This is a genomic window from Pseudomonas sp. Bc-h (assembly GCF_002080045.1).
GTDB lineage: Bacteria > Pseudomonadota > Gammaproteobacteria > Pseudomonadales > Pseudomonadaceae > Aquipseudomonas.
Map to the genome: position 1 here is coordinate 438,176 of NZ_MUIN01000006.1, position 15,238 is coordinate 453,413.

The 15,238-nt window shown below is 60.1% G+C and carries 18 protein-coding genes; 11 read left to right on the forward strand and 7 right to left on the reverse strand.

Features of this window, described 5'->3' with window-relative positions:
* The first annotated feature begins 67 nt into the window (after positions 1–67).
* From BWR59_RS12580 to BWR59_RS12600, 5 genes are all read left to right on the forward strand, one after another.
* Positions 68–1,717 (forward strand): phosphoethanolamine--lipid A transferase, encoded by a 1,650-nt coding sequence (locus BWR59_RS12580; protein ID WP_081565950.1) that lies wholly within the window; start codon positions 68–70, stop codon positions 1,715–1,717.
* A complete protein-coding gene (locus BWR59_RS12585) occupies positions 1,710–2,375 on the forward strand; it encodes a class I SAM-dependent methyltransferase (protein WP_081565951.1) in 666 nt (221 codons plus the stop codon). Before BWR59_RS12580 ends, BWR59_RS12585 begins: the two co-directional genes overlap by 8 nt.
* Before the next feature lie 132 nt (positions 2,376–2,507).
* Positions 2,508–3,641 (forward strand): ribonuclease D, encoded by a 1,134-nt coding sequence (gene rnd, locus BWR59_RS12590; RefSeq protein WP_081565952.1) that lies wholly within the window; start codon positions 2,508–2,510, stop codon positions 3,639–3,641.
* Positions 3,638–3,931, forward strand: coding sequence for a YcgL domain-containing protein (locus tag BWR59_RS12595; protein WP_081565953.1), 294 nt, complete (start codon positions 3,638–3,640; stop codon positions 3,929–3,931). The genes rnd and BWR59_RS12595 overlap by 4 nt, the downstream gene beginning before the upstream one ends.
* Positions 3,932–4,070: 139 nt before the next feature.
* Complete coding sequence (locus BWR59_RS12600) at positions 4,071–5,003, forward strand: D-2-hydroxyacid dehydrogenase (protein ID WP_081565954.1); 933 nt, start codon at positions 4,071–4,073, stop codon at positions 5,001–5,003.
* Between the two features lie 202 nt (positions 5,004–5,205).
* On the opposite strand, the gene BWR59_RS12605 is transcribed toward BWR59_RS12600, so the two are convergent.
* A complete protein-coding gene (locus BWR59_RS12605) occupies positions 5,206–5,799 on the reverse strand; it encodes a nitroreductase family protein (RefSeq protein ID WP_081565955.1) in 594 nt (197 codons plus the stop codon).
* 278 nt (positions 5,800–6,077) lie between these two features.
* Here BWR59_RS12605 and BWR59_RS12610 point away from each other — a divergent pair, with 278 nt between their 5' ends.
* Together BWR59_RS12610 and BWR59_RS12615 are read left to right on the forward strand one after the other, a co-directional pair.
* Positions 6,078–6,527 carry a YcgN family cysteine cluster protein gene (locus tag BWR59_RS12610; RefSeq protein ID WP_081566036.1) on the forward strand — a complete coding sequence of 150 codons (450 nt, stop codon included), beginning with the start codon at positions 6,078–6,080 and terminating at the stop codon, positions 6,525–6,527.
* A 68-nt stretch (positions 6,528–6,595) separates the two neighbouring features.
* The gene (locus BWR59_RS12615) at positions 6,596–7,843 is read left to right on the forward strand and encodes a hypothetical protein (RefSeq protein ID WP_081565956.1); all 1,248 of its coding nucleotides are present in this window, start codon (positions 6,596–6,598) and stop codon (positions 7,841–7,843) included.
* A 102-nt stretch (positions 7,844–7,945) separates the two neighbouring features.
* Here BWR59_RS12615 and BWR59_RS12620 read toward each other — a convergent pair whose 3' ends face one another.
* The 4 genes from BWR59_RS12620 to BWR59_RS12635 all read right to left on the reverse strand — a co-directional run bounded on the left by BWR59_RS12620 (position 7,946) and on the right by BWR59_RS12635 (position 10,148).
* Entirely contained in the window at positions 7,946–8,317 is a 372-nt protein-coding gene (locus BWR59_RS12620; RefSeq protein ID WP_081565957.1) for a DUF2892 domain-containing protein, read from the reverse strand.
* Positions 8,318–8,402: 85 nt separating this feature from the next.
* Entirely contained in the window at positions 8,403–8,891 is a 489-nt protein-coding gene (locus BWR59_RS12625; RefSeq protein ID WP_081565958.1) for an RNA methyltransferase, read from the reverse strand.
* Positions 8,892–9,033: 142 nt separating this feature from the next.
* Positions 9,034–9,405: a YajD family HNH nuclease gene (locus BWR59_RS12630; protein WP_081565959.1), complete on the reverse strand. Its 372-nt coding sequence runs from the start codon at positions 9,403–9,405 to the stop codon at positions 9,034–9,036.
* A 59-nt stretch (positions 9,406–9,464) separates the two neighbouring features.
* Complete coding sequence (locus BWR59_RS12635) at positions 9,465–10,148, reverse strand: MnmC family methyltransferase (protein WP_081565960.1); 684 nt, start codon at positions 10,146–10,148, stop codon at positions 9,465–9,467.
* Positions 10,149–10,257: 109 nt separating this feature from the next.
* Here BWR59_RS12635 and BWR59_RS12640 point away from each other — a divergent pair, with 109 nt between their 5' ends.
* Positions 10,258–10,545 carry a hypothetical protein gene (locus tag BWR59_RS12640; protein WP_081566037.1) on the forward strand — a complete coding sequence of 96 codons (288 nt, stop codon included), beginning with the start codon at positions 10,258–10,260 and terminating at the stop codon, positions 10,543–10,545.
* A gap of 9 nt (positions 10,546–10,554) precedes the next feature.
* On the opposite strand, the gene BWR59_RS12645 is transcribed toward BWR59_RS12640, so the two are convergent.
* Together BWR59_RS12645 and BWR59_RS12650 are read right to left on the reverse strand one after the other, a co-directional pair.
* Complete coding sequence (locus BWR59_RS12645) at positions 10,555–11,028, reverse strand: cyclic nucleotide-binding domain-containing protein (protein ID WP_081565961.1); 474 nt, start codon at positions 11,026–11,028, stop codon at positions 10,555–10,557.
* A gap of 120 nt (positions 11,029–11,148) precedes the next feature.
* Positions 11,149–13,206 (reverse strand): S9 family peptidase, encoded by a 2,058-nt coding sequence (locus tag BWR59_RS12650; RefSeq protein WP_081565962.1) that lies wholly within the window; start codon positions 13,204–13,206, stop codon positions 11,149–11,151.
* Positions 13,207–13,348: 142 nt separating this feature from the next.
* Between BWR59_RS12650 and BWR59_RS12655 the strand changes: the two genes are divergently transcribed.
* The 3 genes from BWR59_RS12655 to BWR59_RS12665 are packed head-to-tail and all read left to right on the forward strand — an operon-like array spanning position 13,349 to position 15,214.
* The gene (locus tag BWR59_RS12655; RefSeq protein ID WP_081565963.1) at positions 13,349–13,867 is read left to right on the forward strand and encodes an MFS transporter; all 519 of its coding nucleotides are present in this window, start codon (positions 13,349–13,351) and stop codon (positions 13,865–13,867) included.
* Between the two features lie 35 nt (positions 13,868–13,902).
* Positions 13,903–14,676: a class II glutamine amidotransferase gene (locus BWR59_RS12660; protein WP_081565964.1), complete on the forward strand. Its 774-nt coding sequence runs from the start codon at positions 13,903–13,905 to the stop codon at positions 14,674–14,676.
* 13 nt (positions 14,677–14,689) lie between these two features.
* A complete protein-coding gene (locus BWR59_RS12665) occupies positions 14,690–15,214 on the forward strand; it encodes a DUF2937 family protein (RefSeq protein ID WP_081565965.1) in 525 nt (174 codons plus the stop codon).
* Positions 15,215–15,238: the final 24 nt, after the last annotated feature.

Here is a 15,238-nt window from a genome sequence, read left to right on the forward strand (position 1 = left end):
TTGCGACGTCGGAAGAGTTTTTATTTTCTCTTGATCGACGTTGTCTTTTTCAGCCAAGCAGACCCTCATGCCGAACCTAAAAGCAGTCCGCCCGGAGCTGGTGACCGCGCTCGCCAGTGTTTTCCTGTTGCTCGGGTTTAACCTGACGCTCTGGCAGCACCTGTTCGCCATTACCGATTTCAACGGTAAGGGGCTGCTGTTGCGCGGTGCTTTTGCGCTGATGATCTTTTGTGCCTTCAATATCTTTCTGACTTTGTTTGCCTTCAAGAAAGTATTGAAGCCAGTGTTGATCGCGCTGTTCATGATCAGCGCCGGCGTTGCTTACTTCATGAGTCAATATGGCGTCATGATCGATGCTGGCATGTTCCGTAATTTCGCGGAAACCAATGCGACTGAAGTGCGCGATCTGCTGTCATTGAAACTGGCTGCTTACTTGCTGTTTCTGGGCGTGTTGCCGTCGGTCATTTTGTGGAAGGTGCCGGTCAATTATCGTCGCTGGCCTCGCGAAGTGCTGAGCAAGGTGGTGGTCAGTGCCGTATGCGCTGCTGCTATCGGCGGCGTGGCGCTGTTGAATTATCAAGGGCTTTCTTCGCTGTTTCGCAATCACCATGAGTTGCGGCTGATGGTGGTGCCGAGCAACTACATTGGTGCCTCCGTGGGGTATTTGAGCGAACAGGTGAAATCGGCGCAACAGCCATTCGTGAGTATCGGTCAGGACGCCACACTGGCCAGTGACTGGCAGCAACACAAGCGCAAGTCCTTGACCGTGCTGGTGGTGGGTGAAAGTGCCCGCGCCGAGAACTTTGGCATCCTGGGCTACAGCCGCGACACCACGCCGCAATTGAAGAAAGAGCGTGGGCTGCTGACCTTTACCGATGTGCATTCCTGCGGGACCGAGACGGCTGTCTCGGTGCCATGCATGTTCTCCAATATGGGGCGCAAGGATTACGACGCCAGCACTGCCAGAAACAAGGAAGGCATGCTCGACGTGCTCAAGCGCGCAGGCCTCGATGTGATCTGGCGTGATAACCAGTCAGGTTGCAAAGGCACCTGTGATCGAGTGACTCTGCAGGATGTCAGCAACCTCAAGGACCCTGTGCTGTGCGCCAACAATGAATGCCGAGACGAGATCCTGCTGCAAGGCTTGCAGAACTTCATCGATCACCTGGATAAGGACACGGTCCTGGTACTCCACCAGATGGGCAGTCATGGCCCTGAATACTTCAAGCGTTATCCGAAAGCGTTCGAAAAGTTTACCCCGGTGTGTGAAAGCAACGCGCTGAACAATTGCTCGCGGGAAAGTATCGTCAACGGCTACGACAACACTTTGTTATATACCGATCATGTATTGGCGTCGCTGATCGATATCTTGCGCAATAACCAGAACACGGTCGACACCGCCATGTTGTATTTGTCCGACCATGGTGAGTCGTTGGGCGAATACAATCTGTTTCTGCACGGTACCCCTTACATGCTGGCGCCGGACCAACAAAAACATGTGCCGATGATTGCCTGGTTCTCCGACAACTATCAGCAGTCGTTCGCTGTTGACACGCACTGTCTGCAAAAAGAACGCAATGCGCCGTTGAGCCAGGACAATCTGTTCCACTCCATGCTGGGCTTACTGCAGGTTCACACCAGCGTCTACAACCCGGCGCTGGACATGTTCGCCGGCTGTCGGGGGATTTATACGGACGGGGTACTGGCCAATGAGTGACCAAGCGAACGACAAACGTCAGGTTCAGCAGTACGTTCAACGCCATGAACAAGGCCTGGCGCGACGTTTGAGTCTGTGGCGGGATGCCCAACTGGCCCGCCATGCCTTGCGTGATGCAGGTGAGCCTGGCCTGGTGCTGGATCTGCCTGCGGGCTCCGGACGTTTCTGGCCGGTGTTGGCCGAACACAGCAATCGGGTGATCCTTGCGGCGGACCCTTCGACTGACATGCTGGAGATCGCCGAAGCGCAATCGTCTGCGCAAGTCCGCGAGCGCATTCGTACCTTCCAGAGCTCGGCGTTCTCCATTGCCCTGTCGTCTAACGCGGTGGACTGCATCTTTTGCATGCGGCTTTTTCATCACGTCGCCGGCAGTGAGAAGCGCAGGGCGATTCTGGAAGAGTTTCATCGAGTAACCCGCGACACCGTGATTGTCGCGTTGTGGGTCGATGGCAATGTCAAATCCTGGCGTCGCAAGCGTCAGGAGGGCAGCCGTCTTGATGATGCGGGCGCGCCTGTGGTGCGTAACCGCTTTGTGGTGTGCCGCGCCGAGATTGAATCGGAGTTTGCGGACGCTGGCTTCCGCATCGTCCGGCATCATGATTTTCTGCCGGGTTATGCAATGTGGCGCGTTTATGTCCTGCGCAAGATGGGCGACTGATCCGATGGACGGTCGCAAGAAAGTGACAGATCGATAAACACGAAGATGAAGTTGTTCAAGACTTGCAGGACGGATGCCCGGTAAACGCCTATAGCGATATATACTGCGCGCCATTCTTCAAGGGAGAGCCGTGTGGCCATCGATATTCACTGGATTCGCGACGACGACAGCCTCGCCCAACATTGCGCCCAGTGGCAGACACTGCCGTTTGTCGCGCTCGACACCGAATTCATGCGGGTCGACACTTTCTATCCCATTGCCGCCCTGTTGCAGATCGGCGATGGCTCACGCGCTTACCTGATCGACCCTCTGCTGATCGACGACTGGAAACCGCTGGCTGCGTTGCTGGAAAACCCCGCCGTGATCAAGGTGGTGCATGCCTGCAGCGAGGATCTTGAAGTCCTGTTGCGCCTGACCGGCAGCCTGCCGGTGCCTCTGTTCGACACCCAACTGGCCGCTGCCTATCTGAACCTCGGGTTTTCGATGGGCTATTCGCGTCTGGTGCAGGAAGTGCTGAACATCGAGCTGCCCAAGGGCGAAACCCGTTCCGACTGGCTGCAACGCCCGCTGTCCGAGACGCAGATCAGCTACGCCGCAGAAGACGCCGTACACCTGGCCGAGGTCTACAGCCTGCTGCGCCCGCGTCTGTCGGATGACAAGAATGCCTGGGTGCTGGAAGACGGTGCCGAGCTTGTCGCCAATCTGCGTCGCGAAACCGATCCGTACGAGGTCTACCGCGAGGCCAAACTGGCGTGGAAACTCTCCCGTGCACAGTTGAACGTACTGCGCGAACTCTGCGCCTGGCGCGAGCAACAGGCGCGCCTGCGCAATCAGCCGCGTAACCGGGTATTGCGTGAACATTCGCTGTGGCCTCTGGCCAGGACCCAACCGGACAACCTCGCCGCATTGGCGAAAATCGAAGACATGCACCCCAAAACCGTGCGTCAGGACGGCGAGTTTCTGCTGGACTTGATCAAGAAAGCCGGCAGCGTGTCCCAGGACCTGTGGCCACCGGCCTTGCCCGAGCCGCTGCCCATCGAAGCCTCGAATGTATTGAAGAGCCTGCGTGCCATTGGCCAGCAGCACGCCGAGCGCCTGGACATGGCGCCGGAGCTGATGCTGCGCAAGAAGACTCTCGAAGCCCTGCTCAAGACCGGTTACCCAGACGGTCCCTATAAACTGCCCGATTCGTTGCGTGGCTGGCGCCGCGAATTGATGGGTCAGACGCTGCTCGACAGCCTGACCAATGCCGGAGAACAGCCTTGAAACGTATTTGCTCCATCTATCGCAGCCCGCGCAAGAACGAAATGTACCTTTACGTGCTCAAGAGCGATGCGCTCGAGCGCGTCCCGGTCGAACTGCTCAGCGCCTTCGGCAAACCTCAGCACGCCTTCGATCTGGTCCTCACGCCCGAGCGTGCTCTGGCCCGTGAGGATATCCACACGGTACTGGCCAACCTGGAGAAGCAGGGTTATCACCTGCAGATGCCGCCGGCCGAAGACGAGTACATCGAGCACCTGCCCGAAGAGTTGCTGCGCCGCAACGACCCGGTCTGATCTGTTTTTCGACCCCGCAATCCATCGCGGGGGTATACCGGACCGCTGTCTGCGTCTGGGCTGACCCGCCTGTCTTCAAAGCAGTGGGCACCAGAGGTTACGCACGGTCGCATGTCCTGTTTTCTTGAGTTTTGAATCCATGCGCGTTCTGATCGCCGAACACGATTACGTTGTTTATACCGAGTTGCTTCGCAAGGCGGCTCCGGACATCGAAGTATTGAGCAGCGGCGATTCCGCCGAGCTGTCGAAAATGGCCGCCGACACGCCGATCTGGCTGGGGCAGCCGGATCTGCTGGCCAACCTCTTGCGTCAGGGTCACAAACCACGGTGGTTGCAATCGACCTGGGCCGGTATCACGCCGTTACTCGCCCCGGGTCTGAATCGTGACTATCGATTGACCCGAGCGGTGGGCATTTTCGGTCAGGTGATGGCCGAGTTCGTCCTGACCTATATGCTGGTGCACGAGCGTGAAGTGCTGGCGCGGCTGGTGAGCCAGGTCGAGCGCAAGTGGGACGACCGCATGGGCCAGAGCCTGGCCGGGCGCAAGGCGCTGATTGTCGGCACCGGGGACATTGGTGTCACCGTTGCGCAGTTCCTGCTGCCTTTTGGCGTGGAGGTTTATGGCATCGCCTCGACGGCGCGCACCCAGGCGCCGTTCATTGAAGTGGGCGCGCTGGAGGACCTGCCTCGGTTGGTGGGGGAGGTGGACTTCGTCATCAACCTGTTGCCCAACACCCCTCAGACCCACGATATCTATGACGCAAAGCTGTTTGCGCAATTCAAACCGTCGGCGTTGTTCATCAACGTCGGGCGTGGTGTGGCGGTGGTTGATGCCGATCTGGTCTCGGCCTTGAAGGAAGGCCATCTGGCGGGGGCTGTCATCGACGTCTGCCGTCAGGAACCATTACCGCAGCGCCACCCGTTCTGGACTGCTTGGGGCCTGCTATTGACCGGCCACAGCTCGGCCCCGACTTCGCCACCGGCAATGACGCAGTTGTTTGCAGAAAACCTCAAGGCCTATGCCGCGGGCGAGGCGTTGCGCGGGGAAGTGGATTTCGCGAAGGGGTATTAAATAGACAGGGATAACCACGGCTTCAATGTCGGGTCAGCCCATTCAATGAGGGGCATGTGGGAGGGAGCTTGCTCGCGATAGCGGCATGTCAGACACCATTGCAGTGACTGAGTGGGGGCATCGCGAGCAAGCTCCCTCCCACAAGTATTTCCATCGCTCGATGAACCGAGTCTATGGCACTAAACCAAGGTCGAGAGCGGTTTTACAAACTGAAATCGCCTTCAGCCGCCAACTCCGCCAGCGGCCGACGCGGGCTTGGGGTTTCGCGGGCTTGCAGGTACTCGGCCAGGGTGGCCTTGTCGCCCAGCTTGCCGATCGCCACGGCTGCATGCAGTGCGTAGCCTTCCGGGATCTTCAGTTCCTTGCGCGTCAGTTCCTGGTCGAAACCGGCCATGCCGTGGGTGTGCCAGCCGCTCAGGCTGGCTTGCAGCGCCAGATGGCCCCACGCCGAACCGGTGTCGAAGGTGTGCCACAGCGCAGGCGTCTCTTCGGTGGCGCCTGGCGCCGTGAAGGTGGTCTTGGAGATGACAATCACCAGCGCCGAGGCATGCTGCGCCCAGCCACGGTTGAATTCGTTCAGCAGACCGAGAAACCGCTCCCAGTTCGGCGTATCACGACGCGCGTAGAGAAAGCGCCAGGGCTGCGAGTTGTAAGCCGAAGGCGCCCAGCGGGCAGCCTCGAAGAAGCTCAGCAAGGTTTCTTGTGGAATGCTTTCGCCAGTGAAGGCACGAGGCGACCAGCGATCGGTGAATTGCGGGTGGATGGCGTAATCGGCAACGCGTGAATTGGCGCTCATGGGAACTGGAATCCTGAGATGTGGATAAACCGCAGGCCGCGTGCGGCGCCTGCGGGATCAATCAGATGGGCCGTGGACGGCAGGCATCGTCGAAAACGGAAGGTGTTGCGGGTTGCGCGAGAGACGCTCTGGTCTGCATTCGCGAAGGCATAAAGCTACTGCGCCGGCTGTTCGCTGACAAGTCTATGCTTACCGACAGTCGCCAGCGCTTGGCCCACGTGCGATGTGCCACTAGACTGGCGGCCTTTTCATTACCCGATACCGATCCCCGCGAAATCATGGCAGCTTTAGTCGAACCGTTCTGGATGCGCAAAACCCTCGATCAACTCGATTCGGTCGAGTGGGAGTCGTTGTGCGACGGCTGCGGTCTGTGCTGCCTGCAAAAGCTCGAGGATGAGGACGACGGCAGCGTCTACTACACGCGCATCGCCTGCAAGCTGCTGGATCTTGAGACCTGTCAGTGCACCGATTATCCGAATCGTAAGGCCCAGGTGCCCGATTGCATTCAACTCACGCCCGGTCAGGCCGATGAATTCAAGTGGCTGCCGCCGACCTGCGGTTATCGTCTGGTCAGCGAAGGCAAGGACCTGCCGCTCTGGCACCATCTGGTGTGTGGTGATCGTGAGCAGGTGCACAAACAACGCATTTCGCAATCGGGCCGCATGCTCAGTGAAAAGAACGTGGCCGAAGATGACTGGGAAGATTATCTGATCTTTCGCGCTGGCTGATTCAACTCGCTGCATCACAACGTTCGTCTCCCGATCCTTGAGCCTGTCGCAACAGGAGTGGTCTATCCGTGGGTTTCAAACTGGCGCTGTGTGCCGTTCTGCTCGCCGTGAGTCTGCCGTCGTGGGCGGCGAAAAAGGTCGATCTGGATTACCACGTCACTTTGCTGCCAAAGAGCGGTGAGGCAGAGGTTCGGCTGACCCTTGAGCAAGGCTCCGCTGTACGCAGCCTGGATCTCGATCTGGGCGACAAGAGCTACTTCACTGATTTCAGCGCAGATGGGCAATGGGCTACGACAGCGGGGCAGGCTGACAGCACACTGCGGGGCATCTGGAAGCCTGCTTCTGGCAAGGCAACCTTGACCTGGCGCGTGCATCTCAATCGCCCTTCGGTGACGGCAGCGTCGGAGAAGCCGCGCTACGACAGCCGCGTGACCCAGGACTGGGCCTTGTTTCGTGGCGAAGATCTGGTGCCCAGGGCGCGTCTGGATCAGCAGGACGGCGTGCGTCTGCAAACCCGGCTGACAGTCGATCTGCCGCCGGGCTGGAAGTACGTCGAAACGTCCTGGCCGCGCGTCGGCAAGAACCGTTTCCGGATCGATGATTCGTCGCGCCTGTTTGATCGCCCCAATGGCTGGATGCTTGCCGGTAACCTGATCAACCGCCGCGCGCATCTGGGCGACACCGATGTGACGGTCAGTGCGCCGAAAGGGCAAGGCATGCGCCGGATGGAAACCCTGACGTTGATGACATTCGTCTGGCCCAAACTGCAAGCGGTGTTCCCGCGTAGGCCGGGCAAGTTGCTGGTGGTCGGCGCGGCTGAGTCGATGGCGCGCAATGCCAGTGCCGGGCATGACTCGATCTACCTCAACAGCAACCGTCCGTTGATCAGTGAAAGCGGCGCCAGCCCTTTGCTGCGGGAACTGGTGCAGGTCATGGCGCGCATTCAGGACCGTGATCGCAGCGACTGGATTCGCGCAGGGATTGCCGAGTATTACTCGGTGGAACTGCTGCGACGGGCGGGGGGGATGACCGAGGATCGCTTCCAGGATTGGCAATCGATCCTGACCCGCGTCGGCCGCAAGGTCACGACGTTGCGAGCCAATCACGTCGACCCGGCCATGACGGCTCGTGCCGCGCTGTTGATGTCGGCGCTGGATCAGGAAATTCGCCAGCAGACCAACGAGCAGAAGTCGCTGGATGATGTGGCTCAGGGGTTGATGCGCATGGGGGCGGTGAGCACCGCGGATTTCGTGCAGATCGCCGCCGGAGTGATCGGCGAGCCTTCGAAGGTGTTGAGTACGCCGCTCTTGCAGTAGCTGGGCGTTTATATCTGGCAGCAGTTCGGCTTGCCGGCGGCGGCGTCATTGATACCGCTGCCGCCGGCAAATCGGACTGCTGCAGATGGGAGTAACGGCTGTTTAAACGCCCTTGGGGCCTTTCACCGCATCGATGCTTTGTACGACAGCTTCTTCAGCGGCGACTTCCGCCTTGGTCTTGAGTTTGCTCAGTTCGGCGCCGGCTTGTTCGATGCGGGCGCGGGCAAGGTCCATGTCGCTGCGGCTCTTTTCCAGCAGCGACTTGGCCGAGCAGTGCCCGGTGATGCCCCGAGCCAGCACCGCACCGCCGATAGCCAGTTGAACGAGGCCGAAGATTCCACCACGGCGCAGGCCTTTGCCCATCATCAATACGCCGCCCGCCAGTGAGCCGATTCGCTCCCAGCTCTGTACGTTCTGCTCTGGGGCCTCGTGCAGAGTGCGTTCGACGCGCTTAAGGATCGGGGTATCGCTCATGATGCGTTCTCCATGAAGAAATAGGGTCCTTAAAGCTGACTGTCTCCAAGGCAAACTGTTCAATGAGTTTGTCGCGGCGAGGCGATCAGGTGCGGTCGGTTTCGCGGCCGAACTGCGGGCCGGAGCGCGTGTTGTTGCCCTTGGCCATGCGGTCGTAAAGCACCACGTTGACGGTCGCGGCCAGGTTCATGCAGCCGGTGGTGGGGATGTACACCACGTCCTCGCACCAGTCGCGAATCTCTTTGTCGAGGGAGCCGTCTTCGGGGCCGAAGATGTAGATCGCGCGGTCCGGGTGGGTGTACTCGGGCAACGGGCGCGCACCTTCCACCAGCTCGATGGCCACCGGGATGCAGCCCAGAGGAATGATTTTTTTCAGGTCGTCGATCCCGATCAGCGGAATGTCCTGATGGATTTTCTTGGTGTCGGTGACGAAGTCCCGCGCCCGTTCGTAGCGCTTCCCGGTGTAGAACACCGACGCGACGCCGTAACAGCCTGCCGCGCGCATCACCGAGCCGACGTTTTCCGGAGACTTGGGGTTATACAAGCCGATGCAGGCATAGCGTTTGTTGGCCACGGGGGAGGGTGCTCATCAGAGAAAGCGCGGGATTATACGGGAGGTTACGCAATGTTGTGGGTGCACCTGCAGCAGGACGGCTCGCCGGCGGTGGCGATCTCAAAGACGCTGCCGCCGGCAAGCCGTTGCTACAGGTGTAGGGTCATTCGTCTTTTTTCATCAACCCGGCCAGCGCGGCAAACGGGTTGTGCGTTGCCTTGGCCGCTTTCGGCGTACTCAGCGAGCTGTCCGAGAAGTACTGCTGATCGGTGTAACGCGAGTGTTCGTTGTCGTGGCAGTACAGACACAGCAGTTCCCAGTTGGAACCGTCCTGAGGGTTGTTGTCATGGTTGTGATCGCGGTGGTGCACGGTCAGCTCACTCAGGCGCTTGCCGGAAAATTCCCGGGCGCAACGGCCGCAGACGTGCGGGTACATGCGCAGTGCCTTGTCGCGATAACCCATTTCGCGGTCACGCTGGGCATCGGCGAGAATGCGGTCCAGCTTGGAAGTGTTGGTCGGGGTTCCCGAGCTCATGGTGTCACCTGTTTCGTGTTCTGTTGGCAATGGGGCAAGTCTAGCGCTTTGCTCGTCTCTCAGCCCTTCACTTTTTCTGCAATCCAGATCGTATGCCGCGTGCCTTTGTTGCCGTGGGCATAGACCTTGACCTCTTCAGCCTTGAAACCGGCCTTGCGCAGTTTGTCGCTGAAGGCGGCGTCAGCGCTTGCCGACCAGACCGCGAGCACGCCCTTGGGCCGCAAAGCTTGGGCACAGGCCGCAAGACCACCTGACGAATACAGCCAGCTGTTGGCTTTCTGGGTCAGGCCTTCGGGGCCGTTGTCGACGTCGAGCATGATCGCATCGAACCCCTGCGGCTCGCTTTTCAATACCTGTGCAACGTCCTGAACGACGACTTTTGCGCGCGGATCCTGCAGTGGATTACCCGATTTCTCACCCAATGGCCCGCGATTCCACTCGACCACGCCGGGCACCAGTTCGGCGACTACCACTTCGCCGTTCTTGCCCAGGTGCTTGAGCGCCGAGGCGAGGGTGAAGCCCATGCCGAGGCCGCCGATGAGTACGCGGGGGTTCAGGCGTGATGCGACCTTTTTGCAGGGGATTTCTGCCAGCGCGTCTTCGGAACCGTGCATTCGCGTGTTCATCAGCTGGCCGCCATCGCCGCCCTGGATCTTGATCACGAAGTCTTCGCCGTACTCGAACAGGCACAGCGCGCCGCCGTGAGGGATGGGGGTAGTGTCGAGCAGAACGAAACGTTTCATGGAAGACTCGGTGATGGCATGGCTCTGTGAGATCAATTTGTCAGCGCACGAAGCGCCGGGCAGGAGTAGCCTGAGCGTCACAGTAGAAGATTGGCAGTGGAGGCCAACGATGAAGCGGTCCATTCTAGCGGCGATTGCCTTGATGATGTTTGGTGCGTCGCAGGCTTTTGCCGAGAATCTGCAACCTGTCCTCAACACCCCTGAACCGATCGCCGCGACGTCCGGCTCGCCCGGTACGGCCACGCCGACACCTTATCCACAAGTGACACCGCCGAGCGTGCCGCGCGCGGGCGGGCAGGGCAACCCACCCTTGCTGCCGAAAATCCCCCAGCCCGGGCCGCCAAAACAGGATGAGCCGCTGCCGGGATTGCCGCCTCCAGCCAAGCCCAATCCCTGAGTCGGGCCGTCATTCCTGCTGGGCCAGCACCTGTCCATCCATCATGCGCAGACGCTTGGACATTGCCACGGCAATCGCGCGGATGATTTTGGCTGCCACTTTCGGGGCGTCGTTGAGCATCTTGTCCAGCGAATCCTTGCCCAGATTCAACAGATAGCAGGGCGATGCGGCGATGCAACTGGCCGAGCGGCGTTCGCCGTCCAGCACGGCCATTTCGCCGAACGCCCGGCCGCTGCGCAGGGTCGCGGTTTCGACCTGTTTGCCCTCGCCGTTGAGCTTCTGCACCGACACCGTGCCCGAATGAATGATGCACATGAAGGTGCCCGCGTCGCCTTCGTTGAAGATGGGCTGGCTCTTGTCGATGCTGCTGATGCTGAAGTAACCGGCTGCGGCGGAGAAATCCGCTGGCGTCAGGGCCAGGAACAGTCCGCAGTCCATCAGCATTTCGCGGATTTCGTTATTCAGTGATGACGGTGTTGGCATGTGATGTTCTTGTTCGATGGCTTGAAGTAGAAAAACGGAAACGCCTGACTCTTGAAACGGCCCCGGATGACATAGCGTCCGGGAGCCGTCTGATATGACAAATGGCCGCCCGGGAGTTCCTCAGGCCAGTTGCAATACCTTGAAGATAAAACCGTATTCGAGCGCTACGTCACGCAATCCCTGATAACGGCCGCTCATGCCTCCGTGCCCGGCACCGAGTTCAGTCTTGAGCAGCAACAGATTGGCGTCGGTCTTGGTGTCGCGCAATTTTGCCACCCACTTGGCCGCTTCCCAATACTGCACACGACTGTCGTTATACCCGGCGATCACCAGCATCGCGGGATAAGCCTGTGCGCTGACGTTCTCATAAGGCGCGTAAGCCTTGATGCGAGCATATACGTCGGGCTCCTGCGGGTTGCCCCACTCGTCGTATTCGGTGACGGTCAGCGGCAGATCCGGGTCGAGCATGGTGTTCAACACGTCGACAAATGGCACTTCGGCAATCGCCGCCTTGAACAGCTCGGGCCGCTGGTTCACAACCGCTCCGATCAGCAATCCGCCAGCACTGCCGCCGCTTATCACCAGTTTGTCGGCGCTGGTGAAATTTTGCGCGATCAGGTGCTCGGCACAGGCGATGAAGTCGCTGAACGTGTTCTGCTTGTGCTCCTGTTTGCCGCTGCGATACCAGGCCTCGCCCAGTTCGCCGCCGCCGCGCACATGGGCGATGGCGAAGGCAACGCCACGGTCCAGCAGGCTCAAGCGCGCGTGAGAAAACCACGGGTCCAGGCTCTCGCCATAGGCGCCGTAGCCATAGAGGTACAGGGGCACCGGCTGGCCAGCCAGTTCACGCTTGACCACCAGGCTGATCGGCACCTGAGTGCCATCGGCCGCAGTCGCCCACAGGCGCTGACCGACGTAGGCATCGGCGTCGAATACGCCGAGAACCGGCGTTTCCTTGAGGACGATCTGCTCCCCGGTCGCCAACGACAATTGACGCACCTGGGGCGGCCGGTTCAGCGACTGATAGCGCAGACGGATCTTGTCGCTGTCGAATTCAAGGGTGTCCTGCACATACAGGTTGTAGGCCGCATCCGGCAATTGCACGCGATAGGCCGGCAAGCCTTGTGGGTGAACTTCGACAATCGGCAGGCCGCCTTCACGCAGGCTTAGCGTCAGGCCCTTGGCGTTGAGGCTGAAGCCATCGAGCATCACGGTCTCGCTATGGGCAACCAGCGTCTGCCACTCCTTGCGCTCCGGCACACCGCTGGTTTTTTCCGGGGCATGAAACAGTGCAAAGTTGATCCCGGTCTGGTTGCTGCGAATCAGCCAGCTCCAGGTGCCGTCGATCAAGCCGTGATCCACGGAGTATTCATGGCCTTCGCTGCGCGGCGCCATGCAGACGAAGGCCTGTTCAGGCTTGCTGGCGTCCAGCACCCAGGACTCGCCGGTGGTCTTGCTGTCCAGCGCCAGCACCAGTTGGCGCTCGGAGCTGGTGCGGTAGCAATGCAGGAAGAAACGCCCGTCGGGCTCGTTGAACACCAGATCGGCAGAGTCGTTGCCCAGGGTGTGGCGATAGAGCTTGTGCGGACGATGGGTGTCGTCCAGTTCGCCGAAAAACAGGGTCTGGCTGTCATTGGCCCAGGTCATGCTGCCGTCACAGTCCTCGAACGGCAGGCTGGTCACGTCGCCGCTGCTCAGCTCTTTCACGTACAGCTGATAGACCTCTTCGCCGCTGGTATCCAGGCTGTAGGCCAGGCGCTGGTGGTCGGGGCTGATGCTGAAGGCGCCGAGGGAGAAAAAGCCGCCATTGGCCAGTACGTTAGGGTCGAGCAGCAACTCCTCGGCGCTCTCGTCCACCGTTTGCGAGTCATCCTCCGGACGCGGGCAGCGGTAGTGCCGGGCGTACTCGTCGCCCTCAGTGGTGCGGGTGTAATACAGGTAGGGGCCCCATGGCGACGGTAGCGACAAGTCGGTTTCGAGGATTCGGCCCTTGATCTCCTGGAACAACGTCTCGCGCAGTGCCTGCTGATCGGCCAGTTGCTGCTCCTGATAGTCGTTTTCGGCCTTGAGGTAATCGAGCACCTCGTCGGTGTCGCGATTCTGCAGCCAGGCATACGGATCGGCGCCCTCAGCCTTGCGGGCAAGGGGGGCGCTGGAGGTGCTGTTGGAAGTCGGCATGCTGGGCTCTCTCAAATGAACTGATTCGGTCAGGCATTGCGCCGTGCAGAGGCGCCGCGGACCGATAACTGAAGCCGGGGAAGCTTGGCTGGTGAAAAGTCGTTATCATAAGCGCCTCTTTACCTGCCTTACCACGGACGTCATGACCGACAACGACTATCTGATTGCCTGGGGCCTTTACGCATTCGCTGCGTTGGGTTGTCTGTTGGTGTGGTTCAAGCTGACCGGCTGGATGTGGCGTTACCTGCGCGAACCGCTTTGGGTGATCGGCGCCGTCCTGCTGTTCTGCCCGACCATCATCGACCCAGTCAAGGACAAGTACGCCCCGGCCCTGGCGATCAGCGTGCTGGATCTGGCCTTCAAGGTGGGCAGCAACGTCTGGCGCGCAGTGCTGGACCTGGCCACCTATGGCGCTGTCGGCCTGGGCCTGTACGTCATCTTCGCGCTTATCCGCTTGCCTTTCCTGCGCAAGAGAAAAGCCCGTCAGGCCCACGCCGACGCCGCTGCCGCACAGGCTGCCGCCGAGCAGAAGCAGGCAGAGCAGGACGACGAGCCGTTCGCCGCGCAAGGTTCCAGCCGTTATGCCAGCCAGCCTGCTGCGCCAGCCAATGGCGGCAGTGGTGGCACCAGCGGTCGTTATCGGGTCGAACCGAAGCTGTAATCCGCCGCACGCCCTGACATTATCGAGACCTCACCATGTGTGAACTGCTGGGCATGAGTGCCAACGTACCGACCGACATCGTGTTCAGCTTCACCGGGCTGATGCAGCGTGGCGGTCGCACCGGCCCCCACCGTGATGGTTGGGGCATCGGTTTTTATGAAGGTCGCGGTCTGCGTCTGTTTCAGGACCCTGCCGCCAGCAGCGAGTCTGAAGTCGCACAGCTGGTGCAGCGTTATCCGATCAAGAGCGAAGTGGTCATCGGCCATATTCGTCAGGCCAATGTCGGCAAGGTCTGCCTGTCCAACACCCATCCTTTCGTCCGTGAGCTGTGGGGGCGCAACTGGTGTTTCGCCCATAACGGTCAGCTCGCGGATTTTCATCCCCGCGCCACGTTCTACCGGCCGGTGGGCGATACCGACAGCGAAGCTGCGTTCTGCGATCTGTTGAATCGTGTGCGCGAAGGTTTTCCTGAGCCTGTCGAGATCGAACAGCTGTTGCCGACGCTGGTCGAAGCCTGCAGCGAGTATCGAAACAAAGGCGTCTTCAACGGCTTGCTCAGTGACGGAGACTGGTTGTTCTGTTTCTGCTCCACCAAGCTGGTGCACATCACCCGTCGCGCGCCTTTCGGTCCGGCGCGGTTGAAGGATGTGGACGTGATCGTCGACTTCCAGGCAGAAACCACGCCCAACGATGTGGTCACGGTCATCGCCACCGAGCCGTTGACCGAGAACGAAACATGGAATCGCTACGAGCCCGGCCACTGGAGCCTGTGGCGTCGCGGCGAATGTGTGGCCGAAGGCCGAACCTGACAGAGAGGGACCTATGCTGCGAAGCTATCTGCGACTGGTGTTGTTCACGGCAGGCCTGTTGATCGGCGTGCAGATTCCGGGCTTCATCAGCGATTACAGCAAGCGTGTCGAAGCGCATCTGATCGAGGCGCAGAAGAGCCTCGGCGGCTATAACGACACTGCTCAGCGTTTCTTCAAGGGCGACGTGCAGGCGCTGATCCAGCATTACCGCAGCAGTGATGATCCGGTGTTCCGCACCGATGCCGACAACATCAACAACCTGCTGACACGCACCCAGACCCTCGATCGCGAATGGTTGGCACTGCAAGGCCCGTGGTACATGCGTGCGTATCACGTGTTAACCGCCGCCGATCCGGACATCCGCACGGAAACCTGGAACGGCTACACCTGGCAGGTACTGCTGTCGCCGGAAGTCATCGCCTGGGGACTGGTGTGCGCGCTGCTGTTCTCGCTGGTCATCGAAAGCTTCGTGCTGTTCATCGACTGGGTGTTCGTTGGCCGACACCACGTGCGGCAGGTCAATCGCGACTGGCGTTGATGCTGTTTTCGGGCTCGTTTCAGC

What these genes read in the sequence shown, in the direction of transcription:
- BWR59_RS12580 (WP_081565950.1), top strand. Translation starts at nt 68, where the DNA reads ATGCCGAACCTAAAAGCAGTCCGCCCGGAGCTGGTGACCGCGCTCGCC.
- BWR59_RS12585 (WP_081565951.1), top strand. Translation starts at nt 1,710, where the DNA reads ATGAGTGACCAAGCGAACGACAAACGTCAGGTTCAGCAGTACGTTCAA.
- BWR59_RS12600 (WP_081565954.1), top strand. Translation starts at nt 4,071, where the DNA reads ATGCGCGTTCTGATCGCCGAACACGATTACGTTGTTTATACCGAGTTG.
- BWR59_RS12605 (WP_081565955.1), bottom strand. Translation starts at nt 5,799, where the DNA reads ATGAGCGCCAATTCACGCGTTGCCGATTACGCCATCCACCCGCAATTC.
- BWR59_RS12610 (WP_081566036.1), top strand. Translation starts at nt 6,078, where the DNA reads ATGGCAGCTTTAGTCGAACCGTTCTGGATGCGCAAAACCCTCGATCAA.
- BWR59_RS12620 (WP_081565957.1), bottom strand. Translation starts at nt 8,317, where the DNA reads ATGAGCGATACCCCGATCCTTAAGCGCGTCGAACGCACTCTGCACGAG.
- BWR59_RS12630 (WP_081565959.1), bottom strand. Translation starts at nt 9,405, where the DNA reads ATGAGCTCGGGAACCCCGACCAACACTTCCAAGCTGGACCGCATTCTC.
- BWR59_RS12635 (WP_081565960.1), bottom strand. Translation starts at nt 10,148, where the DNA reads ATGAAACGTTTCGTTCTGCTCGACACTACCCCCATCCCTCACGGCGGC.
- BWR59_RS12640 (WP_081566037.1), top strand. Translation starts at nt 10,258, where the DNA reads ATGAAGCGGTCCATTCTAGCGGCGATTGCCTTGATGATGTTTGGTGCG.
- BWR59_RS12645 (WP_081565961.1), bottom strand. Translation starts at nt 11,028, where the DNA reads ATGCCAACACCGTCATCACTGAATAACGAAATCCGCGAAATGCTGATG.
- BWR59_RS12650 (WP_081565962.1), bottom strand. Translation starts at nt 13,206, where the DNA reads ATGCCGACTTCCAACAGCACCTCCAGCGCCCCCCTTGCCCGCAAGGCT.
- BWR59_RS12655 (WP_081565963.1), top strand. Translation starts at nt 13,349, where the DNA reads ATGACCGACAACGACTATCTGATTGCCTGGGGCCTTTACGCATTCGCT.
- BWR59_RS12660 (WP_081565964.1), top strand. Translation starts at nt 13,903, where the DNA reads ATGTGTGAACTGCTGGGCATGAGTGCCAACGTACCGACCGACATCGTG.
- BWR59_RS12665 (WP_081565965.1), top strand. Translation starts at nt 14,690, where the DNA reads ATGCTGCGAAGCTATCTGCGACTGGTGTTGTTCACGGCAGGCCTGTTG.